General features: G+C 49.6%; 23 protein-coding genes. 9 read left to right on the forward strand and 14 right to left on the reverse strand.

The features are described 5' to 3' along the window. Window positions 1–75: 75 nt before the first annotated feature. Window positions 76–435 carry a holo-ACP synthase gene (gene acpS, locus UCH007_RS01900; protein ID WP_041330666.1) on the reverse strand — a complete coding sequence of 120 codons (360 nt, stop codon included), beginning with the start codon at window positions 433–435 and terminating at the stop codon, window positions 76–78. Between the two features lie 41 nt (window positions 436–476). Further along, complete coding sequence (locus tag UCH007_RS01905; protein WP_046960916.1) at window positions 477–941, reverse strand: complex I 24 kDa subunit family protein; 465 nt, start codon at window positions 939–941, stop codon at window positions 477–479. A 236-nt stretch (window positions 942–1,177) separates the two neighbouring features. Between UCH007_RS01905 and UCH007_RS01910 the strand changes: the two genes are divergently transcribed. The 9 genes from UCH007_RS01910 (at window position 1,178) to UCH007_RS01950 (ending at window position 8,744) form a co-directional block, all read left to right on the forward strand. Further along, window positions 1,178–2,728, forward strand: coding sequence for an acyl-CoA carboxylase subunit beta (locus UCH007_RS01910; protein ID WP_023651993.1), 1,551 nt, complete (start codon window positions 1,178–1,180; stop codon window positions 2,726–2,728). Window positions 2,729–2,750: 22 nt separating this feature from the next. Continuing rightward, window positions 2,751–4,004, forward strand: coding sequence for a 3-isopropylmalate dehydratase large subunit (locus tag UCH007_RS01915; RefSeq protein ID WP_046960917.1), 1,254 nt, complete (start codon window positions 2,751–2,753; stop codon window positions 4,002–4,004). After that, window positions 4,004–4,507 carry a 3-isopropylmalate dehydratase small subunit gene (locus UCH007_RS01920; RefSeq protein WP_023651995.1) on the forward strand — a complete coding sequence of 168 codons (504 nt, stop codon included), beginning with the start codon at window positions 4,004–4,006 and terminating at the stop codon, window positions 4,505–4,507. Before UCH007_RS01915 ends, UCH007_RS01920 begins: the two co-directional genes overlap by 1 nt. Before the next feature lie 14 nt (window positions 4,508–4,521). Then, window positions 4,522–5,601 (forward strand): isocitrate/isopropylmalate dehydrogenase family protein, encoded by a 1,080-nt coding sequence (locus UCH007_RS01925; protein ID WP_046960918.1) that lies wholly within the window; start codon window positions 4,522–4,524, stop codon window positions 5,599–5,601. Between the two features lie 76 nt (window positions 5,602–5,677). After that, window positions 5,678–6,604, forward strand: coding sequence for a malate dehydrogenase (mdh, locus tag UCH007_RS01930; protein WP_046960919.1), 927 nt, complete (start codon window positions 5,678–5,680; stop codon window positions 6,602–6,604). A 19-nt stretch (window positions 6,605–6,623) separates the two neighbouring features. Further along, window positions 6,624–6,995 carry a hypothetical protein gene (locus UCH007_RS01935; protein ID WP_012881723.1) on the forward strand — a complete coding sequence of 124 codons (372 nt, stop codon included), beginning with the start codon at window positions 6,624–6,626 and terminating at the stop codon, window positions 6,993–6,995. Next, window positions 6,996–7,838: a fumarate hydratase gene (locus UCH007_RS01940; protein WP_046960920.1), complete on the forward strand. Its 843-nt coding sequence runs from the start codon at window positions 6,996–6,998 to the stop codon at window positions 7,836–7,838. After that, window positions 7,835–8,401, forward strand: coding sequence for a Fe-S-containing hydro-lyase (locus tag UCH007_RS01945; RefSeq protein WP_046960921.1), 567 nt, complete (start codon window positions 7,835–7,837; stop codon window positions 8,399–8,401). Before UCH007_RS01940 ends, UCH007_RS01945 begins: the two co-directional genes overlap by 4 nt. Window position 8,402: 1 nt before the next feature. Next, the gene (locus UCH007_RS01950) at window positions 8,403–8,744 is read left to right on the forward strand and encodes a histidine triad nucleotide-binding protein (RefSeq protein ID WP_041341399.1); all 342 of its coding nucleotides are present in this window, start codon (window positions 8,403–8,405) and stop codon (window positions 8,742–8,744) included. Here the strand turns inward: UCH007_RS01950 and UCH007_RS01955 are convergent. The 12 genes from UCH007_RS01955 to aroB all read right to left on the reverse strand — a co-directional run bounded on the left by UCH007_RS01955 (window position 8,741) and on the right by aroB (window position 18,457). Further along, entirely contained in the window at window positions 8,741–9,271 is a 531-nt protein-coding gene (locus UCH007_RS01955; RefSeq protein WP_012881727.1) for an NUDIX hydrolase, read from the reverse strand. The two genes, UCH007_RS01950 and UCH007_RS01955, sit on opposite strands and share 4 nt — an antisense overlap. Window positions 9,272–9,289: 18 nt before the next feature. Further along, on the reverse strand, window positions 9,290–9,766 hold the full coding sequence (locus UCH007_RS01960; RefSeq protein WP_080514097.1) for an N-acetyltransferase: 477 nt from the start codon (window positions 9,764–9,766) through the stop codon (window positions 9,290–9,292). Continuing rightward, window positions 9,750–10,604: an NAD(+)/NADH kinase gene (locus UCH007_RS01965; protein ID WP_023652000.1), complete on the reverse strand. Its 855-nt coding sequence runs from the start codon at window positions 10,602–10,604 to the stop codon at window positions 9,750–9,752. Before UCH007_RS01965 ends, UCH007_RS01960 begins: the two co-directional genes overlap by 17 nt. A 71-nt stretch (window positions 10,605–10,675) precedes the next feature. After that, entirely contained in the window at window positions 10,676–10,999 is a 324-nt protein-coding gene (locus UCH007_RS01970) for a hypothetical protein (protein ID WP_023652001.1), read from the reverse strand. A gap of 92 nt (window positions 11,000–11,091) precedes the next feature. After that, window positions 11,092–11,955 (reverse strand): prephenate dehydrogenase, encoded by an 864-nt coding sequence (locus UCH007_RS01975; protein ID WP_046960922.1) that lies wholly within the window; start codon window positions 11,953–11,955, stop codon window positions 11,092–11,094. Then, the gene (gene pheA, locus UCH007_RS01980; protein WP_046960923.1) at window positions 11,952–13,028 is read right to left on the reverse strand and encodes a prephenate dehydratase; all 1,077 of its coding nucleotides are present in this window, start codon (window positions 13,026–13,028) and stop codon (window positions 11,952–11,954) included. Before pheA ends, UCH007_RS01975 begins: the two co-directional genes overlap by 4 nt. Further along, on the reverse strand, window positions 13,025–14,119 hold the full coding sequence (aroC, locus tag UCH007_RS01985; protein ID WP_023652004.1) for a chorismate synthase: 1,095 nt from the start codon (window positions 14,117–14,119) through the stop codon (window positions 13,025–13,027). The genes pheA and aroC overlap by 4 nt, the downstream gene beginning before the upstream one ends. Then, the gene (aroA, locus tag UCH007_RS01990; protein WP_046960924.1) at window positions 14,112–15,374 is read right to left on the reverse strand and encodes a 3-phosphoshikimate 1-carboxyvinyltransferase; all 1,263 of its coding nucleotides are present in this window, start codon (window positions 15,372–15,374) and stop codon (window positions 14,112–14,114) included. The genes aroC and aroA overlap by 8 nt, the downstream gene beginning before the upstream one ends. Beyond that, window positions 15,355–15,885, reverse strand: a complete 531-nt coding sequence (locus UCH007_RS01995) for a shikimate kinase (RefSeq protein WP_046960925.1) — start codon at window positions 15,883–15,885, stop codon at window positions 15,355–15,357. The genes aroA and UCH007_RS01995 overlap by 20 nt, the downstream gene beginning before the upstream one ends. Then, complete coding sequence (locus UCH007_RS02000; protein WP_046960926.1) at window positions 15,869–16,729, reverse strand: shikimate dehydrogenase; 861 nt, start codon at window positions 16,727–16,729, stop codon at window positions 15,869–15,871. Before UCH007_RS02000 ends, UCH007_RS01995 begins: the two co-directional genes overlap by 17 nt. Beyond that, window positions 16,713–17,381 (reverse strand): type I 3-dehydroquinate dehydratase, encoded by a 669-nt coding sequence (aroD, locus tag UCH007_RS02005; RefSeq protein WP_046960927.1) that lies wholly within the window; start codon window positions 17,379–17,381, stop codon window positions 16,713–16,715. Before aroD ends, UCH007_RS02000 begins: the two co-directional genes overlap by 17 nt. Next, complete coding sequence (gene aroB, locus UCH007_RS02010) at window positions 17,378–18,457, reverse strand: 3-dehydroquinate synthase (protein ID WP_046960928.1); 1,080 nt, start codon at window positions 18,455–18,457, stop codon at window positions 17,378–17,380. Before aroB ends, aroD begins: the two co-directional genes overlap by 4 nt. Between the last annotated feature and the right edge of the window lie 13 nt (window positions 18,458–18,470).

Here is an 18,470-nt window from a genome sequence, read left to right on the forward strand (position 1 = left end):
CTTTTTACAATTTGGGATAAAGTGTTTGGGGAAAATGTAAAAAGCAAAATTTGTCAGGCGGAAGGTGTGGGTTTTTCAGTCTTGGGCAACTACCATTGCAATGGCGTATTCGCGGCAGTGGGATAGACTGACAGACAGCTGCTTGATACCAAGAAGACCAGCTTTGGCCAGTGCCTGCCCGTACAGATTTATTGACGGCTGTCCGTCAGGCAGATTCAGGGTTTCTATCTCTGAGTAGCTTTGGTTTTTAGGCAGGCTGAGGGCTTTTATGACTGCTTCTTTAGCCGCAAAACGGGCTGCCAGTGAAGGCAGGCGGTCTTTACATAAAGACAGTTCAGCCGGGGTGAATATGCGGTTCAAAAAACGTTCTCCCCAGCGGGCTTGGGCCGCTTTGATGCGGCGGATTTCAATAATATCCGTACCTGTATAAAGCATAACGGCTTTATTATAACGGCTGTCAGCGCACTTGGCGAGGGTTATCTTTTCTTTTTGCCCAGTATGCGGTTTAAGCTGCTGCCGTCAAGGCGGGTATAAAGTTTGCCGTCTACCTCCAGGGTAGGTGCCAGCCCGCAGATACCGGCGCAGTTGATAGTATCCAGACTTATCTCATTATCAGGAGTGGTCTCGCCGGCTTTGATGCCCAACCGTTTTTCAATATTCCTAAGCAGTCTTTCCGCCCCCATTACGTGGCAGGCTGTTCCCCGGCAAACATGCACCTTGTGAATCCCCGGTGGTTCAAGCCTGAACTGGCTGTAAAAAGTGGCTATATTGTAAACAGAGCTTTCGGGTACGCCTACGTAAACAGATATCGATTGCATCATGTCACGGGAAAGGTAAGAAAACTTGCGCTGGAAAGCCAGCAGAATGGGGATAAGGTTTTCTCTTTTTGCTTCGTACAGGGAGAGTACGGGGGTGTATGCCTTGTTTACGGGCTTGTCCATAATGCACCTCCGCAAGATTTACTTGGCTGGCATGGATTACCCTTGATAAAAAGTATATCTCAAATAAATCTTGATTAGCAACGAATTTGGTAAAAATAAGTACTAATACTTACGGCATATGCAGATGTACTTAAGGGCAGTTTGCACCTGTATCTACGTACAATACAAACGTGAGTTCAGTTGCCCTTGGTAATGGGCTGTGTTATCATTACGAGAGTTTTGGGTGGAGGAAGTGTGTGGCTGTACAGGATCAACTTGACAACCTGAACCGCCTTAAAAAACAGGCGGAAATGGGCGGCGGAGAAGCCAAGATAGATGCTCAGCATAAACGGGGCAAGTTAACTGCCCGTGAACGTATAGAATTGCTCTTTGACAAAGGAACATTTAACGAACTGGGAGCTTTTGCCGCCCACCGCTGCCGTGATTTTGGGCTGGAAAAACAGCGGAACGCGGGAGATGCGGTGGTAACCGGCAGCGGTCTGGTAAACGGGCGGCTGGTTTTTGCCTACTCCCAGGATTTTACTGTTTTGGGCGGCTCTATCTCCGAAGTGGTAGGCCAGAAAGTAGCCCAGGTTATAGATATGGCTATCAGGGCGGGTGCGCCTCTGATTGCTATAAATGACTCAGGCGGTGCCCGTATACAGGAGGGCGTCGCCAGTCTGAGCGGGGTGGGGGATATACTTCTCCGCAATACAATTGCCAGCGGGGTTATTCCCCAGATATCGGTAGTGGTGGGCCCAAGTGCCGGAGGTGCGGTTTATGCTCCGGCTCTGACAGACTTTATCTTTGCGGTTAAGGGCATAAGCCAGATGTATATTACCGGGCCGGATGTTATCAAAGCGGTAACGGGGGAAGATATCAGCCATGAGGCACTGGGGGGAGCGGAAATCCACGCTAAGAAAAGCGGGGTAGCCCATTTCCTGTGCGAAAATGAAAAGGAGTGTTTTGAACAGATAAGGGAGCTGATGGGTTTCCTACCCCAGAGTAACCGCAACAAACCTCCCCGCGGCAAAAATAAGGATAATGAAGAACGCAAAACCCGTGACCTCAGGGATATAATACCGGATAATCCCAAACGGGCTTACGATATGAAAAAAGTTATTACCGAAGTAGCTGACGAGAAAGAATTTTTTGAGGTTCACAAGCATTTTGCCCAGAATATAATAGTCGGCTTTGTGCGTATGGGCGGGCAGCCTGCGGGTATTGTCGCCCAGCAGCCCTCGCATATGGCCGGTGTTATAGACATAAACGCATCACTCAAAGCAGCCCGGTTTATCCGCTTTTGTGATGCCTTTGAGATACCGCTGGTCAGTTTTGTAGACGTGCCGGGTTTTATGCCGGGTACAGACCAGGAGCACAGCGGTATTATCAAGCACGGTGCCAAGCTGATTTATGCTTATGCGGAAGCAACTGTGCCCAAGATAACGGTTATCACCCGCAAGGCTTACGGGGGTGCGTATATTGTTATGAGCAGTAAGCACCTCAGGGGTGATATAAACTATGCCTGGCCGGCCAGTGAAGTGGCGGTCATGGGGGCGGAAGGGGCGGTAAATATTATATCCCGTAAGGCTATTACCGAGTCTGCAAACCCGGACGAAACCCGCCAGAAATTGCTTGACGAATACCGGGAACACTTTGCCAACCCCTATCAGGCGGCTCAGCTGGGATATATAGACGACGTAATTGACCCGGCGGATACCAGGAGCAAAATAATAAAAGCCCTGCGCTCTCTGGAAAACAAGGTGCTGGCAAATCCGCCTAAGAAACACGGGAATATACCTTTGTAAAGGAAGGTTGCATAAACAAAACATGGGGAAAACACTAGCAGAAAAAATACTCAGCCTGAAGTCTGGCAGTGATGCCAGCGCCGGAGACATAGTAGTCTCCAAGGTGGACCTGGCCTTTGTTCAGGATACCACCGGCCCTCTGACTGTCAGGGAATTTTGGGACAACGGCTTTACCAAACTGGCTAATCCGTCACGGACAGCCCTTTTTCTGGACCATGCCGCACCCAGCCCCCAAAGACAGCTTTCAACAGACCATATCCTGCTCCGCAAGTTTGCCCGGGATACCGGGGCGCTCATTTTTGATGTAGGCGAGGGTGTCTGTCACCAGCTGGTAGCCGAAAAGCTGGCCAGACCGGGTGATGTGATTGTCGGGGCAGATTCCCATACGGTTACCGCCGGCGGTTTGGGCGCTTTTTCCACCGGTATGGGTTCATCTGATATTGCGGTGGCCTTTGCCCTGGGCAAGACATGGTTCCGGGTGCCGGAGACTATTAAAGTAGTAGTTAACGGGCGGTTTAAACACGGAATTTATGCCAAAGATCTTATTTTGCATCTTATCGGGCTTATCGGGGCGGACGGGGCTACCTATAAAGCTCTGGAGTTTTCCGGTAATGTGGTTAATAATATGACGACAGCTGAAAGGTTGACTATCGCCAATATGGCGGTTGAGGCCGGGGCTAAAGTAGGTCTTTTCCCTTCTGACCGCCAAACACTTGAATACCTGCGTTCGGTAGGGCGTGAGGCTGACTACCAGCCTTTGGCAGCTGATGCAGATGCAGTGTACGAAAGGGTGATAGAAATAGACGCAACCGCCCTTGAACCCACCGTATCCAAACCCCACACTGTTGACAATACTGCTACTGCCCGTGAGCTTAAAGGTACCAAGCTTGACCAGGTGTTTATCGGCACTTGTACCGGGGGGCGTCTGGATGATTTGGCGGTGGCAGCGGCTATATTTAAGAACCATAGGCACCATCCCCAAACCCGCCTGATAGTCACGCCTGCTTCTCAGAAAGTGTATCTGGAAGCTATCCGCCTGGGATATATAGAAATACTGGTGCAGGCCGGGGCGAATGTTATGCCGCCCGGCTGCGGTGCCTGTCTGGGTGTCCATCAGGGTGTTTTGGGAGACGGGGAAGTCTGTCTTTCCACCGCCAACCGCAATTTCAAAGGACGGATGGGCAACCCCGAAGGGTTTATTTATCTGGCAAGTGCGGCAACGGCTGCGGCATCAGCCATCAAGGGTGAAATTTCAGACCCCAGAGAGGTAATGTAATGCTTAAGGGCAAAGCTTTTAAGTTTGGTGATAGCATATCCACTGACCATATTGCACCCGGCCGTCTGGTGCACCTGCGGAGCAATCTGCCGGAACTGGCCAAGCACGTGCTGGAAGATGCAGACCCCACTTTCGCCCAAAGGGTAAAACCGGGTGATTTTGTGGTAGCCGGCAACAACTTCGGCTTGGGTTCTTCGCGTGAACACGCCCCGCTGATTATTAAAATGTCCGGGGTAAGTGCGGTACTGGCAAAGTCGGTAGCCCGCATTTTCTTCCGCAACGCCATAAATCTGGGTCTGCCCGTACTTATATGTGATACCGATAAAATTGCCGAAGGGGATGAACTGGAAGTAGACCTTAAGGGCGGCAAAATATATGACCGTACTAACGGGGCAGAGCTGACATTTGGCAAGATACCCCCCGCCATGCTGAAGATACTTGATGAGGGCGGTGTTATGCCCTATATAAAGAAATACGGTGATTTCAAGCTTAACGAAGTTTAAGGAGTTTTATTCTGATGTCTCATAACGTAACCCTTATACCCGGTGACGGGATTGGCCCTGAAATATCTGAGGCAACCCGCCGGGTACTGGAAGCTACCGGTGTAAAGTTTAACTGGGAGATAGTAAATGCCGGTGCGGATGTGGTAGCCGAATATGGCACGCCTCTGCCGGATATGGTTCTTGAGTCCATTCGTAAAAACAAGGTTGCCATTAAAGGGCCGGTGACTACCCCGGTCGGCTCAGGGTTCAGAAGTGTAAATGTGGGTATGCGTAAGGCTCTAAATCTTTATACCTGCCTGCGCCCCTGCAAGACCTATCCCGGTGTTCCCTCCCGCTATGACAATGTGGATATTGTTATCGTGCGTGAAAATATGGAAGACCTGTATGCCGGTATTGAGTTTGAAAAGGGCAGCCCCGAAGCCCTAAGGCTTATAGAGTTTATTAAAGAGAATAAAAAGGTTGAAATACGGGCGGATTCGGGTATCAGCATAAAGCCTATCAGCGTGTTCGGCACCGAACGCATATTCCGCTGGGCTTTTAAATATGCCAAAGAAAACAACCGCAAAATGGTTACGGCTGTCCACAAGGCCAATATCATGAAATACTCTGACGGGCTTTTCCTGGCTATAGGCCGCAAGGTGGCCGAGGAATACCCTGAGATAGAGTTTGAAGACCGTATTGTAGACAATATGACTATGCAGCTGGTTAAGAACCCCTCCCAGTTTGATATCCTGGTCTGCCCAAATTTGTACGGGGACATTCTGTCTGATTTGTGTGCCGGGCTGGTGGGCGGCCTGGGGGTTGCCCCGGGTGCTAATATCGGTGATGAGTACGCCCTGTTTGAGCCTACCCATGGCTCTGCCCCCAAGTACAAGGGGATGAATAAAGTAAACCCCATGGCCATGATGCTTTCCGGGGTGCTGATGCTTCGCTATCTGAAAGAGGAAAAGGCCGCTGACAAGCTGGAAAATGCTATTGCGGCTGTTATTGCCGAAGGCAAGAGTGTTACCTATGATATGCTTTCACCTGACAAACAGGCGGCGGCGGTAGGCACTTCGCAGGTGGCAGACGCCATAATAGCCAAAATGAAATAAAAGTGCGGGTAGTCTTATGGGTATTGTACCCTCAGGCTTAGCTGCCTGAAGTGATAACAGGTGAGGAAGAAAATAAATGCCCAAAATTAGTGTCATAGGTGCCGGCAATGTGGGTGCAACACTTGCCCAGCGCCTTATAGAAAAAGACTTTGCAGACGTGATCATGCTGGACGTGGTGGAGGGTATTCCCCAGGGTAAGGCTCTGGATATTTCCCAGTCTGCCAATATACTTGGTTTCAGCCATACCATTACCGGCAGCAATGATTATGCCGAAACAGCCGGCTCTGAAATAGTGGTGATAACCGCCGGTATTGCCCGCAAACCGGGCATGACCCGTGAGGAACTGCTGGCTATAAACCAGAAGATTATGACCGATGTGGTTTCAAACTGCCTTAAATACTCCCCCGAAGCCACTCTGGTAGTTGTTTCCAACCCGGTGGATACCATGACCTATCTGGCCTGGAAACTTTCAGGCCTGTCCCGGAAACGGGTGGTGGGTCTTTCCGGCGTGCTGGACGGAGGGCGTCTGGCTACCTTTGTAGCCCGTGAGCTTGGGGTAAAACCTTCGGCTGTTACACCCTGCGTAATGGGCGAACACGGCGGCAGCATGGTGGTCATGCCCCGTTTTACACTGGTGAACGGCAAACCCCTGTCCGAACTGGTTTCGGCTGAAAAAGCAGATGAACTGGCCAAACGGGCAGTTAACGGCGGTGCCGAGATAGTGGCTTTCCTTAAAACCGGCAGCGCTTTTTATGCCCCGTCTGCTTCAGTAGCTGCCATGGTGGAGGCTATTTTTACGGGCAGCGGAAAGGTTATGAATTGTGCCGCGGTGCTGGATGGCGAATACGGCCTGAAAAATATTGTGCTGGGCGTGCCGGTAAAGCTGGGCAAAGGCGGCATACAGGAAATTATCACCTTGCCGTTAGATAAGATGGAAAATGCCAGCCTGTTGGCTTCTGCCGAAGTGGTAAAGGGACAGATAGCCGCACTTTCGCTTAAATAGGGTTAAAGGAGACAATGCAGTGAGTAATGATAAAGAATTTCTGGATGCTTTTTTAAAGCTCAAAACCGAGCTGGATGATACGGTTTACAAGCTTGAAGATGTGGTCATAAACGGCAATCTGGAAGAGAAAGTTGCCGCTTTGAAGGAAGCGGAAGAAACCCTGCTTCCCGCTTTAGAAAGATTTGATACCCTGCCCGAACCCGAAGCTGACAATGTTAAAAACGCCCGGGATTCATATAAAAAGGCTATGCATTTTTATCAGCAGGCTTGTGGTCATTACGTGAAGCTCCTTACCGAACAAAATCGCGAAGAAGGTAAAGAGGGTGCCTTCAAAATGAAACAGGCCGGAGACCTGTTTGTAAAGGCCAGCGAGTATCTAGAGGGCAAATAAGTGCGGGAGATAGATTCATCCCAAATAAGTGAGGCTCTCTCGGAGCTTATTATCCAAACCAGCACCAGCTTGGGTGATGACATTTTAACAGCTTTACATAAAGCATATGAAGCTGAGGTGTCTCCTGCCGGGCGGGATATACTTCTGAGTTTGCTTGAAAATGCCCGTATTGCGGGGGAGAAAAAAATACCCCTCTGCCAGGATACCGGTACGGCCATTGTCTTTGCCGAAGCAGGGCAGGACGTGCATATAAATGGTAGCCTTACGGATGCTATAAATCTGGGTGTCAGGCAGGGGTACGAGCAGGCTTACCTCAGGAAATCCATTGTCGCTCAGCCGTTTTCCGCACGTGCAAATACCCAAGACAATACTCCGGCGGTTATTCATACCGAAATAGTTCCCGGTGACCGCCTGAAACTCAGTTTCATGGCAAAAGGAAGCGGGGCGGAGAATATGAGCCGCCTTTTCATGCTTAAGCCCGGGGTAGGGCGTGAAGGGGTGATAGAGGCGGTGCTGGAAACAGTGGAAAATGCCGGCGGCAGTCCCTGTCCGCCTATTATTATAGGGTTGGGGGTAGGGGCAACTGCCGAAAGGGCCATGTTTATGGCTAAAAAGGCTTTGCTTCGGCCGCTGGGTGTACCCAACTCTGAGGCTGAGGTGGCGGCTCTGGAAGCCGAGGTGCTGAAACGGGTAAATGGCTTGGGTATAGGCCCGCTTGGCTTAGGCGGCAGGGTTACGGCTCTGGGAGTGATGGCAGAAGCCGTACCCACCCATATTGCCAGTTTGCCGGTAGCGGTAAACCTGCAGTGCCATAGTGCCCGCCATGGTGAGGTGGTGCTATGATATCTGGTATAAAGCTGAATTCCCCTTTTGACCAATCTGAATTGGAAAAATTGCAGGCCGGATACAGGGTACTGATATCCGGTGTCATATATGCTGCCCGGGATGCCGCCCATAAAAGGCTGGTGGAAGCCCTTAATCAGGGCAAACCGCTTCCTTTTGACCTTAAAGGCCAGACTGTTTACTACATGGGCCCTTCGCCTGCCAAACCGGGTGAGGTTATAGGTTCAGCCGGCCCTACTACCAGTAGCCGGATGGACCGCTATACCCCGGAACTGCTGGATGCCGGATTATTGGCTATTATCGGCAAGGGCAACCGTTCGGCTGAGGTCAGCCGGGCTATTGTAAGTAAAAAGGCTGTTTATTTTATATCTATAGGCGGGGCGGGGGCACTCCTCTCTCAGTGTATCAAAGAAAGCCGCATGGTGGCTTACCCTGAACTTGGAGCTGAAGCTATACTGGCGCTAAAGGTGGAGGATTTTCCGGCTATAGTGGCTATTGACTCTCAGGGGAACAACGCTTTTACTCTTGGTCAGTCCATTTACCGCACGGCTAAGGAGGCCTGATATGAGTTGTATATTTTGCCAGATTGTCAAAGGGGAGATACCTGCCCAGATAGTATACAAAGATGAAGATTTGGTGGCTTTCAAAGACATAAATCCCCAGTCACCGGTGCACATACTTATTATCCCCCGCAGGCATATTGCCAATCTGACCGAGCTGGACGAAGCTGATACCGAACTGGCGGGTAAAATGATTTTACTGGCCGGCAAGCTTGCCCGTGAGATGGATATCGCCGAAAGCGGTTACCGGCTGGTGATTAACAGCGGGCGTGAAGGCGGGCAGGTAGTTAATCACCTTCATTTGCACCTTTTAGGCGGCCGCCAGCTTGGCGGGCAGCTGGGTTAGACAGGGCTTTGGCTGAAATACAGCATCAGTCCTGCCAGTGTCTTTGAGTCTGTTATCTGCCCGTTTGCAATCATGGATTTTACTTCTGCCGGGGTATAGCGGAAGACTTCTATATCTTCGGTATCTTCGGCAATCAGGGGTGCATACTCAAGGTCTCTTGCCACCAGAACGTGCAGATACTCGGTCAGAAAGCCCGGTGATGAATAGAACCCCCCCAGCCGCCTGACGGAATTGGGTTTGAAACCGGCTTCCTCCCTCAGTTCACGGCGGGTGCTTTCCTCAGGTGTTTCACCGCTATCCATACTGCCGGCCACTAGTTCCAGCATATCTTGGGAAGCGGCCAGACGATACTGTTTTACCATCAGCAGTTTACCGTCCGCATCTTCTGCTATTACTACCACGCAGGGGTTATGTTCCACCAGCTCACGCGGGGCAACTTTGCCCGAAGGCAATTCCACCGCCGCTTTGCGGACTTTAATCAGGTTGCCGCAGTATATATACTGGCTTGAAAGTATCTTTTCTACCATGTTACAGGTCTCCTGAGTTTAGGTGGGATTTGCTTCGGTTAGGGATAGCATCATAGCAGTTTCATCACAGTTGGGGAATTTGGGGCACCGGTAGCATTCCCCCCATATTTTGTGGGGTAAAGCATTTTTCTCCACCTCGTGGAAACCGCATTTTGCAAAGAAAGCCGGTTTATAGGTCAGACAGAAAACGGTGGGTATCTGGAGGGCTTTGGCATCTTCCAGACAGGCTTTGACCACCATTTCACCCAGACCCTGACGGTGGCGTTCTTCGGAAACAGCCAGAGATTTTACCTCTGCCAGATCTGCCCAGCTAATATGCAGGGCAGCACAGGCAATTACCTCACCGCTATCACCCCGGATTACATAAAAATCCCGAAGGTTTTCATATATTTCAGCCAGAGAGCGGGCCAGCATCTGGCCATGGTCGGCAAAATTGTTTACCAGCTTGTGAATAGTGGTGGCATCTTTAATGGTGGCTTTATCTATCATATACACTTTCATTATTGCCTTTCAGTTTGGTATCAAGCTCTTTATAAAAATAATTATCCGGCCTCAGCCTTATGAATTTCACCTTTTTTGCACTTCGCCTGAGACGCAAAGTGTCTCCGCTTGATACCGGCATATTGATAAAGCCGTCTATGCTCAGGGTGGCTTCGTGCCATGTGTTTACCTTTAAATCTATGGTGCGGTCAGAAGGCAGCACCAGACTGTAACCCCGTCCCAAATGAGGGAGAATAGGCGTGAGTATAATATCAGCTGAGTTTGGCTGGAGGACAGGCCCTCCGGCGGCATACGAATAGCCGGTGCTGCCGGTGGCGGTGGAAACAATAGCCCCGTCAGCTTTGTAGGTAGTAAAGGGCTGTGAGTTTATATCTACTGAAACGCAGATAACCCGGGCAATCTGCCCGCGGGCAACCACAGCATCATTCATAATGAAGAATTGACGGCTGGGGGTGGAGTTATGGGGTAAATATTCGGCTTCCAGCAGACTGCGTTCATCTATCCATCCGTTACCGGCCAGTACCTTTTCCAGCCCCGAGATGGCATCTTCAGGTGAAAGCTCGGTCATAAAGCCCACTTTGCCCAGGTTTATACTTAAAATGGGTATTTCAAGGGGCAAAACGGCATGGGCGGTACGTAAAATAGTGCCGTCACCGCCGGTAGTCAGAATAAGCTGGGTATTTTGTATTTTGGTAGCCAGCTTGTCTGCCTGCCAGGCAGAGTCAGACCAGTTTTCAATTCCCAGTGAGTCCAGCTTGGCGGCCAGCTTGACAGCCAGGTCACAGGCAGCCGGATTTAAAGGGTGATATATAATACCAATCTTTTTGTACATAACAGAAAATCCTTAAATAAAGACAAAATGAGTGTAACAACCCGAAATGCGGGTGTCAAACGGAGGAAAATTTACCGGCGCCTGGAGAAAAACAACAGCAAAAGACCTATACAGGCAATGGCTGCACCCCAGACAATCCCGGATGCCAGCTGTTTCACCAGCAGGAAGCTGACACCGCCTAGAAGGAGACCGCCGAACATAACAATAATACCCAAGTACTGCAAGCGGTATGATACATGGCTGCGGGGAGGTGCTTTGGGGGCAACCCGGACAGGTTTGGGTTTGGCATCTTCAGTGGTATCTGACTTTTTGCCCAGCTTGCCGAATTTGCTGACCGCCCAGACAACAGCTATCAAGCCGCCTATCAAGAGTATTTCTATAGGGCCAATTCTCATAATGCTCCCGCAGGTTCAAAATCAAATACTAAGTATATAGAATACCACAAAATACTGAAAGTTCAAATTATATTCTGCAGGAATTGAATTTATCAAGGCTGTTTTAGATGATACATATCCTGATAGGCTTTTTCAAAACTGGGTTCTGTACGGGCAAGGTTATCCTTAAGGGTTTGCATACGGTGGGCAAACCCGGCCTTGTCCCCGTTTTTTACCAGTTCAGCCCACTGGGTTGCTCTCTTTATGAAGTCGGCTTCCAGTTTGGGCAGCTTTGGCATATTCACCTGCAGTGAGGCATACAGATTAGGGTCTTCGGTTAAAACGCTCTTGGTAAGGGTATCCAGCAGGCGGAAGGTGGTACCGCCGGCACCGGCTATACCGGGCAGATTTTGCCCCAGCAGGGTATCAGCTGACACTATAGCTATAAAGTGAGCCAGCCCCAGCACTACTGACATCAGCCGGTCATGCTCTTCCGGGCTGGTCAGGCTGACAGTGCTTTCATGTTTTTCCAGCCAGGTTTTAACCTTTTCGGCAAGTGCAGTTTCTGCTTCGGTGGTAGGTGTAAGGATAAAGTTATAACCCTTAAGTGATTTTGCCCCCGGCCCGAATACGGGGTGAGTACCCAGTATCCGGCAATGCGGCAAATATTGGTGCATCATCTCCACCGGGCGTTCTTTTACCGAACACAAGTCAAAAACCAGCTGCTCCCGTTTGGTAAACGGGACAATTTCCTTCAGGGTGTCTTCAAATGCGTCAATAGGTACGGATATCACAAGGCAGTCCATTTCGGTCAGTTGGTCAGGCTGGGTAATCACCTGAGAGCCTAAGCGGCTGGCTACGGGTGTAAGTTTGGAGGGGTTTCGCCCCCAAAGCCAAACCTGATGTCCGTTTTCCGTAAGGAAGCGGCCGAACCACTGTCCCATCTTGCCGCTGCCGCCCAGTATGCCTATTTTCATATTCGTTTTTTCATTTTGGGGTAAGACCCAAGCACTTTCATAAATATAACATGGTCTTCGGCTTTTGCCAGCGCCTGTTTAATGTTTTCGTCCTGGCGGTGGCCTTCTATATCCAGGTAAAAGTTATACTCCCAGGGTTTAAGGCGGGTAGGACGGGATTCCAGCTTGGTCATATTTATTTTTCTAGAGGCCAGTTCCTTTATAAAGTCATACAGCGCCCCGGCCTGATGTTTAACGGCGAAAACCACTGAAGTTTTATCATTGTCGCTAGGTGCGGAATCCTGCTTGGCCAAGACGAAGAAACGGGTGTAGTTTTTTATATTATCCTCTATTTCCCGTTCCAGCACTTTCATATTATAAATTACGGCCGCTCTTTCGGAGGCGATGGCCGCCCCGTCTAAAAGGTGTTTTTCTTTAATCATTTTGACGCTGCCGGCGGTATCGTAGGCCGGTATCAGTTCTGCCCGCAGGTGTTTTAAAAATGACTGGCATTGCCCCAGTGCCTGGGGGTGGGAATAAATGGTTTTTACCCCTTCCAGAGTGGTTTCGGGGTTGGCTATCAGGCAGTGGGAAACCCTAAGCTCATGTTCGGCGGCAACCATAAGGTTGGAATCAAGCAGCAGATCATAGGTGCGGGAAATAGAGCCCTCAAGTGAGTTTTCCACCGGCACTACCGCAAAGCGGGCCATTCCCTTTTCCACCGCCTCAAATGTGGCATCCAGCTGATCGCAGGGTAGGGTGAGAGTGTTTGGACCGAATATTTTCAGGGCGGTTTCTTCGCTGTAAGCACCGGCTGCTCCCTGAAAGGCTACGGTGAACCGCTGCTGTTTCTTGGATATAAACAGGATTTCCTGGTACAGGGATTCGATATCCTGCGGATCAAGGCCCAGAGATTGGGCTAGTGACTGAACTCTGTTTAAAACCTCTGATTCGCGTGAAAGGTCCTGAACAGGAGAATTGGTTTCTTCTTTGACTTTGCCTATCTGGTCGGATACTTCAAGCCGCTTTGCCATCAGCTTTACCAACTCGGTATCCAGCTCATCTATCTGTTTGCGCAGGTCTGAAAGGTTCATTGTTTTATTACCCTCGGTATCATTCCGGCTCTCAGTGCCAGATCAGCCAGGACTATACAGGTCATAGCTTCCACTACGGAAACTGCTCTGGGTACGATGCAGGTATCATGACGGCCGCGTATTTCCAGACTGGTGTTGGTCATGGTATCAATATTTACGGTAGGTTGGGATAAAGATATTGATGGAGTGGGTTTTACGGCCACTCTGAACTGAAGCGGCATGCCGTCTGAGATTCCGCCCAGTACACCGCCGCAGTTGTTGCTGGTTGTGCGTATGTGGTTAGCCTGAATACTAAAAGGGTCGTTGTTTTTTGAACCGCGCAGGCGTGAAGCTTCAAAGCCCGCCCCGAATTCAACCCCTTTTACGGCCGGAATGGCAAACATAGCTTTGGCCAGTTCACCTTCCAGAGTATCAAACACCGGCTCTCCCAGACCAACCGGCAGATTAAACCCTAAGCACTCTACCACCCCGCCCAGACTGTCACCCTCCTCAGCGGCTTGCTGGATAAGTGCCAGCATTTGTTTACTGGCCGCAAGATCAGGGCAGTTTACATCACTTTCGGAGATGTTCTGGCGGAGGTCTTTGGTTTTAGGCAATTTGGCTACTATTCCTCCCAGTTCGGCGGTATATCCAATCACCTCAATGCCGATAGTTGAAATAAGTTTACGGGCAATAGCGCCTGCCATAACATGTCCGGCGGTAATCCGCCCGGAGAAACGTCCTCCGCCGCGAAAATCATTGAAACCGCCGTATTTCACAAAGCCGGTAAAATCCGCATGTCCCGGTCTGATTTTACTGCGGGTGCGTTCATATTCGCTCGAGTCTATATTTCTATTCCAGATGACCAGACAAATGGGTGCGCCGGTGGTGAAATTGTTGAATATGCCGGAAAATATTTCTATCCGGTCATCTTCACGGCGCGGCGTGGCATGCGCTTTTGCCCTGGATTTGCGTTTGTCTACTTCCACCTGGATTTCATCGACATTTATGGCCAGACCGGCCGGAACGCCATCAATTACTACTCCTACGCAGTCTCCATGGCTTTCGCCGAAACTGGTAATCTGAAACAGTTTTCCCAGACTGTTAGACATCTTTTATTACCTTTCCGCCGAGGCTTTCCAGTTGCTCCCAGAAACCGGGGTAGGTTTTGGATACGCACTCAGCATCTGAAATATGGGTTTCTCCCACAACCGCACCCAGTACACCGAAAGCCATGGCAATACGGTGGTCTCCGAAGCTGTCAATCTCTGTGCCTTTGGGATATCCGCCGTCAATAATCAGGCGGTCATCTTCTTCGGTAACATTTATGCCCATAGCAACAAGCCCCTGGCTTACCGCCCGGATACGGTTGGACTCTTTGATACGCGCTTGACGGACTCCGCTTAAAATACTTTGTCCTTTGGCACAGGCGGCCGCTACTGCCAGTGCAGGCAGCAAGTCAATGGAGTGGGTAAGGTCTGCGTTTATAGCTGAAAGGGGTTTGGGGCTTACCTTTATCCAGTTTTGGCCGCTTTCTGCTTCTGCCCCCATCTCGGTGAGGTATTTTATCATTATGCGGTCAGCCTGAAAGCTGTCCGTATCCAGGTTGGATACAAATACCGGGGCTGCAATAGCCCCCAGTGCCAGAAAGCTTGAGGCTGAAGACCAATCTCCTTCTACCCGGTATCTGGCGGGCAGGTATGGCTGGGGCGGGATACTTATTTCCTGCCAGTTTATAGAAGAAAAGACCTTGATACCAAAGCTTTCCAGTGTTTGTTTAGTCATTTTTAAATACGGCAATGAAGCCGGCGGTGTAGCCAGATGAATTTCCAGCCCGTTTTTGCAGGCAGGCGCCATAAGCATAAGTGCTGAAACATATTGAGAGCTTATATTTCCCGGCAGGCTAACCTTTGAACGGGTTATCTCACCGCCCTTGATTACGGTAGTATTGCCGCGGGTTTCTATTTCTATGCCAAGCTGGTGCAGGGCTTGAATAAGGGGCAGCATGGGGCGTCTCATAAGGGAATGCCCAGCCAGCAGGTGGCATTCAAATGGCAGTCTGGCACACACGGCTGACATAAAACGCAGGGTAGCGGCAGATTCGCGGCAGAAGAGGTTGCCTTCAGGTTTTTTGAAGGTATTGCCAGTAATCTGCCAGCTTCCATCTTCAGTCTTGGTGTTTATATCTATACCCAGCCCTGAAAGCACCTGTCTGGTAGCCAGCGTATCATCTGCAATCAGCGGGCTTATTATATGGCTTTGGCCGTTTGCCTGGGCAGCTGCAACCAAACCGCGTATGGTATAGCTTTTTGAGGAAGGGACGGCGATTTCCCCGCCGGGTAAGCTTTTAGCCAGATGTATTTTCATATTTCCTCAATCTGTTTTCTATTTCTTCACAGACTTCATGGCATAACTTGTTGTGGGTGGAGACTATAATATCGGCCGCATCTTTGTATAGAGGCTGCCGGCTTTCAAGTAGTTTTATCATTTTATCCGAACGCTCGGCATTGTATAAAGGGCGGTTAGTATGGTTTTTCAAGCGGGCCTCCAGATCTTCGGGATGGCTTTCCAGGTAGATTACCAGACAGTTTAATCGCATAACACTCAGGTTTTGGGGTCGGGTAACTATACCGCCGCCGCAGTCAATAATCTGGTTTGGTTGCCGGCAGACGTCTTCCAATACTCGGCTTTCCATCTGGCGAAAGTATTCTTCACCTTTTTCTTTGAATATGCTGCTTATGCTTAAACCTTCGCAGGTTTCTATGCAAGTATCTGTGCTGACCAGTGTTTTACCCAGCTTTTCAGAAAGCAGCTTTGAGACACTGGTTTTACCCGCACCCATAAAGCCTATCAGGGCGATGTTATTTTTCGTTTTCATCTAAAGCCAGCTCTGCTTCTTTCATCATCACCCGGAAAGGGGCTTTTTGGCTTGTCCAGATTTCAAATGACATAGCACCCTGCCAGACCAGCATTTCCAGCCCGTTTATTATCTTGGCGCCTTTATTTTCAGCCTCTTTCAACAGGCAGGTTTTACACGGGTTGTAAATAGCGTCTATAACTGTCAGGTCAGGACGCAGGAAACGGGCGGGGACAAGGCTTTGTCCGGCCAGATTTCCCATACCCACAGGTGTGCAGTTTACGATAATATCAGTTTCGGCTAGAACTTCTTCCAGATTGGTATCATTCAGTTCCAATCCCTGAGCCTTGCCATTAAAACGCAGGCACATTTTACTAGCCAAGTCCTTGGCTTTTTCCTCCTGGCGGGCAAGTACAGTCAGGCGTCCGCCCAGTGTGCAAATAGCCAGTGCAATGGCATGGGCACTGCCTCCCGCACCCAGCAAGGCAAAGCGGTGTTTGGCCGGGGCAATACGGTTGTGTTCAAGTAAACGCACAAAACCGCCAAAGTCAGTATTGTAACCTTTGAGCACACCGTTTTCATTTACAATGGTGTTTACCGCTCCAATCTTTTTGGCAGCGGGGTCAAGTACATCTATATATTTGATAACCTCTATTTTGTGGGGTATGGTTACATTCAGACCGCGTATATTTAAAGGCCGCATGCTGGCAATTACGTTTTGCAGGTCTTCCGGTTTGGCAGCGACAGTCAAATACAAGTAATTCAGTTTGCAGTATTTGAAGGCTGCATTTTGCATAGCCGGCGATATGGAGTGACTTACCGGGTAACCAATAATCCCGAATAATGCATCAGGTATGGTTTTCATAATTTACAGACCGGTAGATTTCTATCATTTGAGCCAGGGTCATCTGACCTGATGCAGACTTATTGCCGTCATTCAGGCTGGCGTAGGTAAAAGGGCTTCCGGCCAGCGGACAGAGTATACGGCTCAGAATGCCCGGTTCCCCCATGGCAAAAGCGACAATTTCCTTATCCGGCATCTCCTTTATCAAATTAAGCAGCTTAATATTATCATTTATTGAGGCGGCAGTGGTAATTACCTTATATATATCCGCCGGATAGGTGAGCATGTCCTTTACAAGAGTTTTGAGTTCAGCGGCGGAAGGAGTGTCAGTAAAATTATGATGGGATAACAAACACTTCGCCTGCGGCCTGAGCCGCTTAAGTATTTCCCCAAGGTTGGGGCTGGAATATTCAATATCCAGCATAAATGCACCCGCTGCGGCGGCTTTTTCAAGTCTGCTTATCCGCTCTTCTTCGCTGCCGCTAAAACTGCCCCCTTCGGCAGCCCTGCGGCAGGTGGCTATAAATGGTTTATTAAGCATTGCTGCTGTTTCCTGCCAGCTTTCACCCAGAAGGTCCAGCCTTAGTTCATAAAAGGCCGTACCTTCGCTTTTTTTCAGGCTTTCGGCCTCCGGCAGCCGGGTGATTACGCAACAGACGGATGGGGTTTTCATTTCATCTCCTCCAGTATGGAAATGACATCTTCCCTTAAAATATTTTCAGCTATCAAAGGTTCTCCCGGCCTTTTTAAAAGTATGAAACGTATACGTCCGTCGGATACCTTTTTATCATGGTGCATGGCATCTATAATTTTTTCGGGGTCTATATCTTGGGGTTTGGTGGGCAGACCGAAATCAGTTAGCAGTTTTTCCAGCCGTAAAACAGTCTCATTTTCACATAAACCCAGTTTTACCGAGAGTCTTGAGGCAAAGCACATGCCTATAGCTACCGCTGCTCCGTGGCTTTGGCTGAAAGAAGAAGTGCTTTCCAAAGCATGCCCCAGGGTATGCCCGAAGTTAAGTATGTTTCTGATGCCGCGGTCAGTTTCATCCTGACAGACAATGCCGGCTTTGATAGCCGCAGTTTGGCTTATTATATCTTCCATTATCTCCGGAGAGCGGTCTTTGATAGCCTGGGTATTTGTCTCAAGCTGCTTGAACAGTTCGCTGCTGCCAATAGCGGCACTCTTTATTATTTCCGCCATGCCGCAGGCAAATTCTTTTTCAGGCAGGGTTTTAAGACAGCTTATATCTGAAATAACCAGCTTCGGCTGATAAAAACTGCCCACAATATTTTTGATACCGCTATGGTTTACCGCTACCTTGCCGCCGATGCTGGAATCTACCTGTGACAGCAGGCTGGTAGGCAGATGGATAAGAGGGACGCCCCGCTGGTAGGTAGCGGCCACAAATCCGCTCAAATCGCCTATTACCCCGCCGCCTAAAGCCAGTATGGGAGTATTTCTTTCGGCAAAGTGGTTTATCAGCTGGGGATAGATGCGGGCGGCCATATCCAGTGATTTATGTATTTCGCCCTCAGGCAGTTCCAGAAACAGGCTTTCAATGCCATTTGCCTCAAGGTGTTTTTTCAGCTTTTTGCCGTAAAGCCTGTTTATATCTATATTGGTTATGACTATTACTCTGTCACAGGGTAAGTCATCCTTCAGAAGGCTGGCTGTTTCAGACAGCAAGTCACTTCCTATGAGTATTTTGTATTCACGCCCGCTTAGATTAAGCCCTATACTTTTCAAGGTTCTTTCCTTA

The organism is Dehalococcoides sp. UCH007 (genome assembly GCF_001010485.1).
Lineage (GTDB): Bacteria > Chloroflexota > Dehalococcoidia > Dehalococcoidales > Dehalococcoidaceae > Dehalococcoides > Dehalococcoides mccartyi_A.

What these genes read in the sequence shown, in the direction of transcription:
- acpS (WP_041330666.1), bottom strand. Translation starts at nt 435, where the DNA reads ATGCTTTATACAGGTACGGATATTATTGAAATCCGCCGCATCAAAGCG.
- UCH007_RS01905 (WP_046960916.1), bottom strand. Translation starts at nt 941, where the DNA reads ATGGACAAGCCCGTAAACAAGGCATACACCCCCGTACTCTCCCTGTAC.
- UCH007_RS01915 (WP_046960917.1), top strand. Translation starts at nt 2,751, where the DNA reads ATGGGGAAAACACTAGCAGAAAAAATACTCAGCCTGAAGTCTGGCAGT.
- UCH007_RS01920 (WP_023651995.1), top strand. Translation starts at nt 4,004, where the DNA reads ATGCTTAAGGGCAAAGCTTTTAAGTTTGGTGATAGCATATCCACTGAC.
- UCH007_RS01925 (WP_046960918.1), top strand. Translation starts at nt 4,522, where the DNA reads ATGTCTCATAACGTAACCCTTATACCCGGTGACGGGATTGGCCCTGAA.
- mdh (WP_046960919.1), top strand. Translation starts at nt 5,678, where the DNA reads ATGCCCAAAATTAGTGTCATAGGTGCCGGCAATGTGGGTGCAACACTT.
- UCH007_RS01945 (WP_046960921.1), top strand. Translation starts at nt 7,835, where the DNA reads ATGATATCTGGTATAAAGCTGAATTCCCCTTTTGACCAATCTGAATTG.
- UCH007_RS01950 (WP_041341399.1), top strand. Translation starts at nt 8,403, where the DNA reads ATGAGTTGTATATTTTGCCAGATTGTCAAAGGGGAGATACCTGCCCAG.
- UCH007_RS01955 (WP_012881727.1), bottom strand. Translation starts at nt 9,271, where the DNA reads ATGGTAGAAAAGATACTTTCAAGCCAGTATATATACTGCGGCAACCTG.
- UCH007_RS01965 (WP_023652000.1), bottom strand. Translation starts at nt 10,604, where the DNA reads ATGTACAAAAAGATTGGTATTATATATCACCCTTTAAATCCGGCTGCC.
- UCH007_RS01970 (WP_023652001.1), bottom strand. Translation starts at nt 10,999, where the DNA reads ATGAGAATTGGCCCTATAGAAATACTCTTGATAGGCGGCTTGATAGCT.
- UCH007_RS01975 (WP_046960922.1), bottom strand. Translation starts at nt 11,955, where the DNA reads ATGAAAATAGGCATACTGGGCGGCAGCGGCAAGATGGGACAGTGGTTC.
- pheA (WP_046960923.1), bottom strand. Translation starts at nt 13,028, where the DNA reads ATGAACCTTTCAGACCTGCGCAAACAGATAGATGAGCTGGATACCGAG.
- aroC (WP_023652004.1), bottom strand. Translation starts at nt 14,119, where the DNA reads ATGTCTAACAGTCTGGGAAAACTGTTTCAGATTACCAGTTTCGGCGAA.
- aroA (WP_046960924.1), bottom strand. Translation starts at nt 15,374, where the DNA reads ATGAAAATACATCTGGCTAAAAGCTTACCCGGCGGGGAAATCGCCGTC.
- UCH007_RS01995 (WP_046960925.1), bottom strand. Translation starts at nt 15,885, where the DNA reads ATGAAAACGAAAAATAACATCGCCCTGATAGGCTTTATGGGTGCGGGT.
- UCH007_RS02000 (WP_046960926.1), bottom strand. Translation starts at nt 16,729, where the DNA reads ATGAAAACCATACCTGATGCATTATTCGGGATTATTGGTTACCCGGTA.
- aroD (WP_046960927.1), bottom strand. Translation starts at nt 17,381, where the DNA reads ATGAAAACCCCATCCGTCTGTTGCGTAATCACCCGGCTGCCGGAGGCC.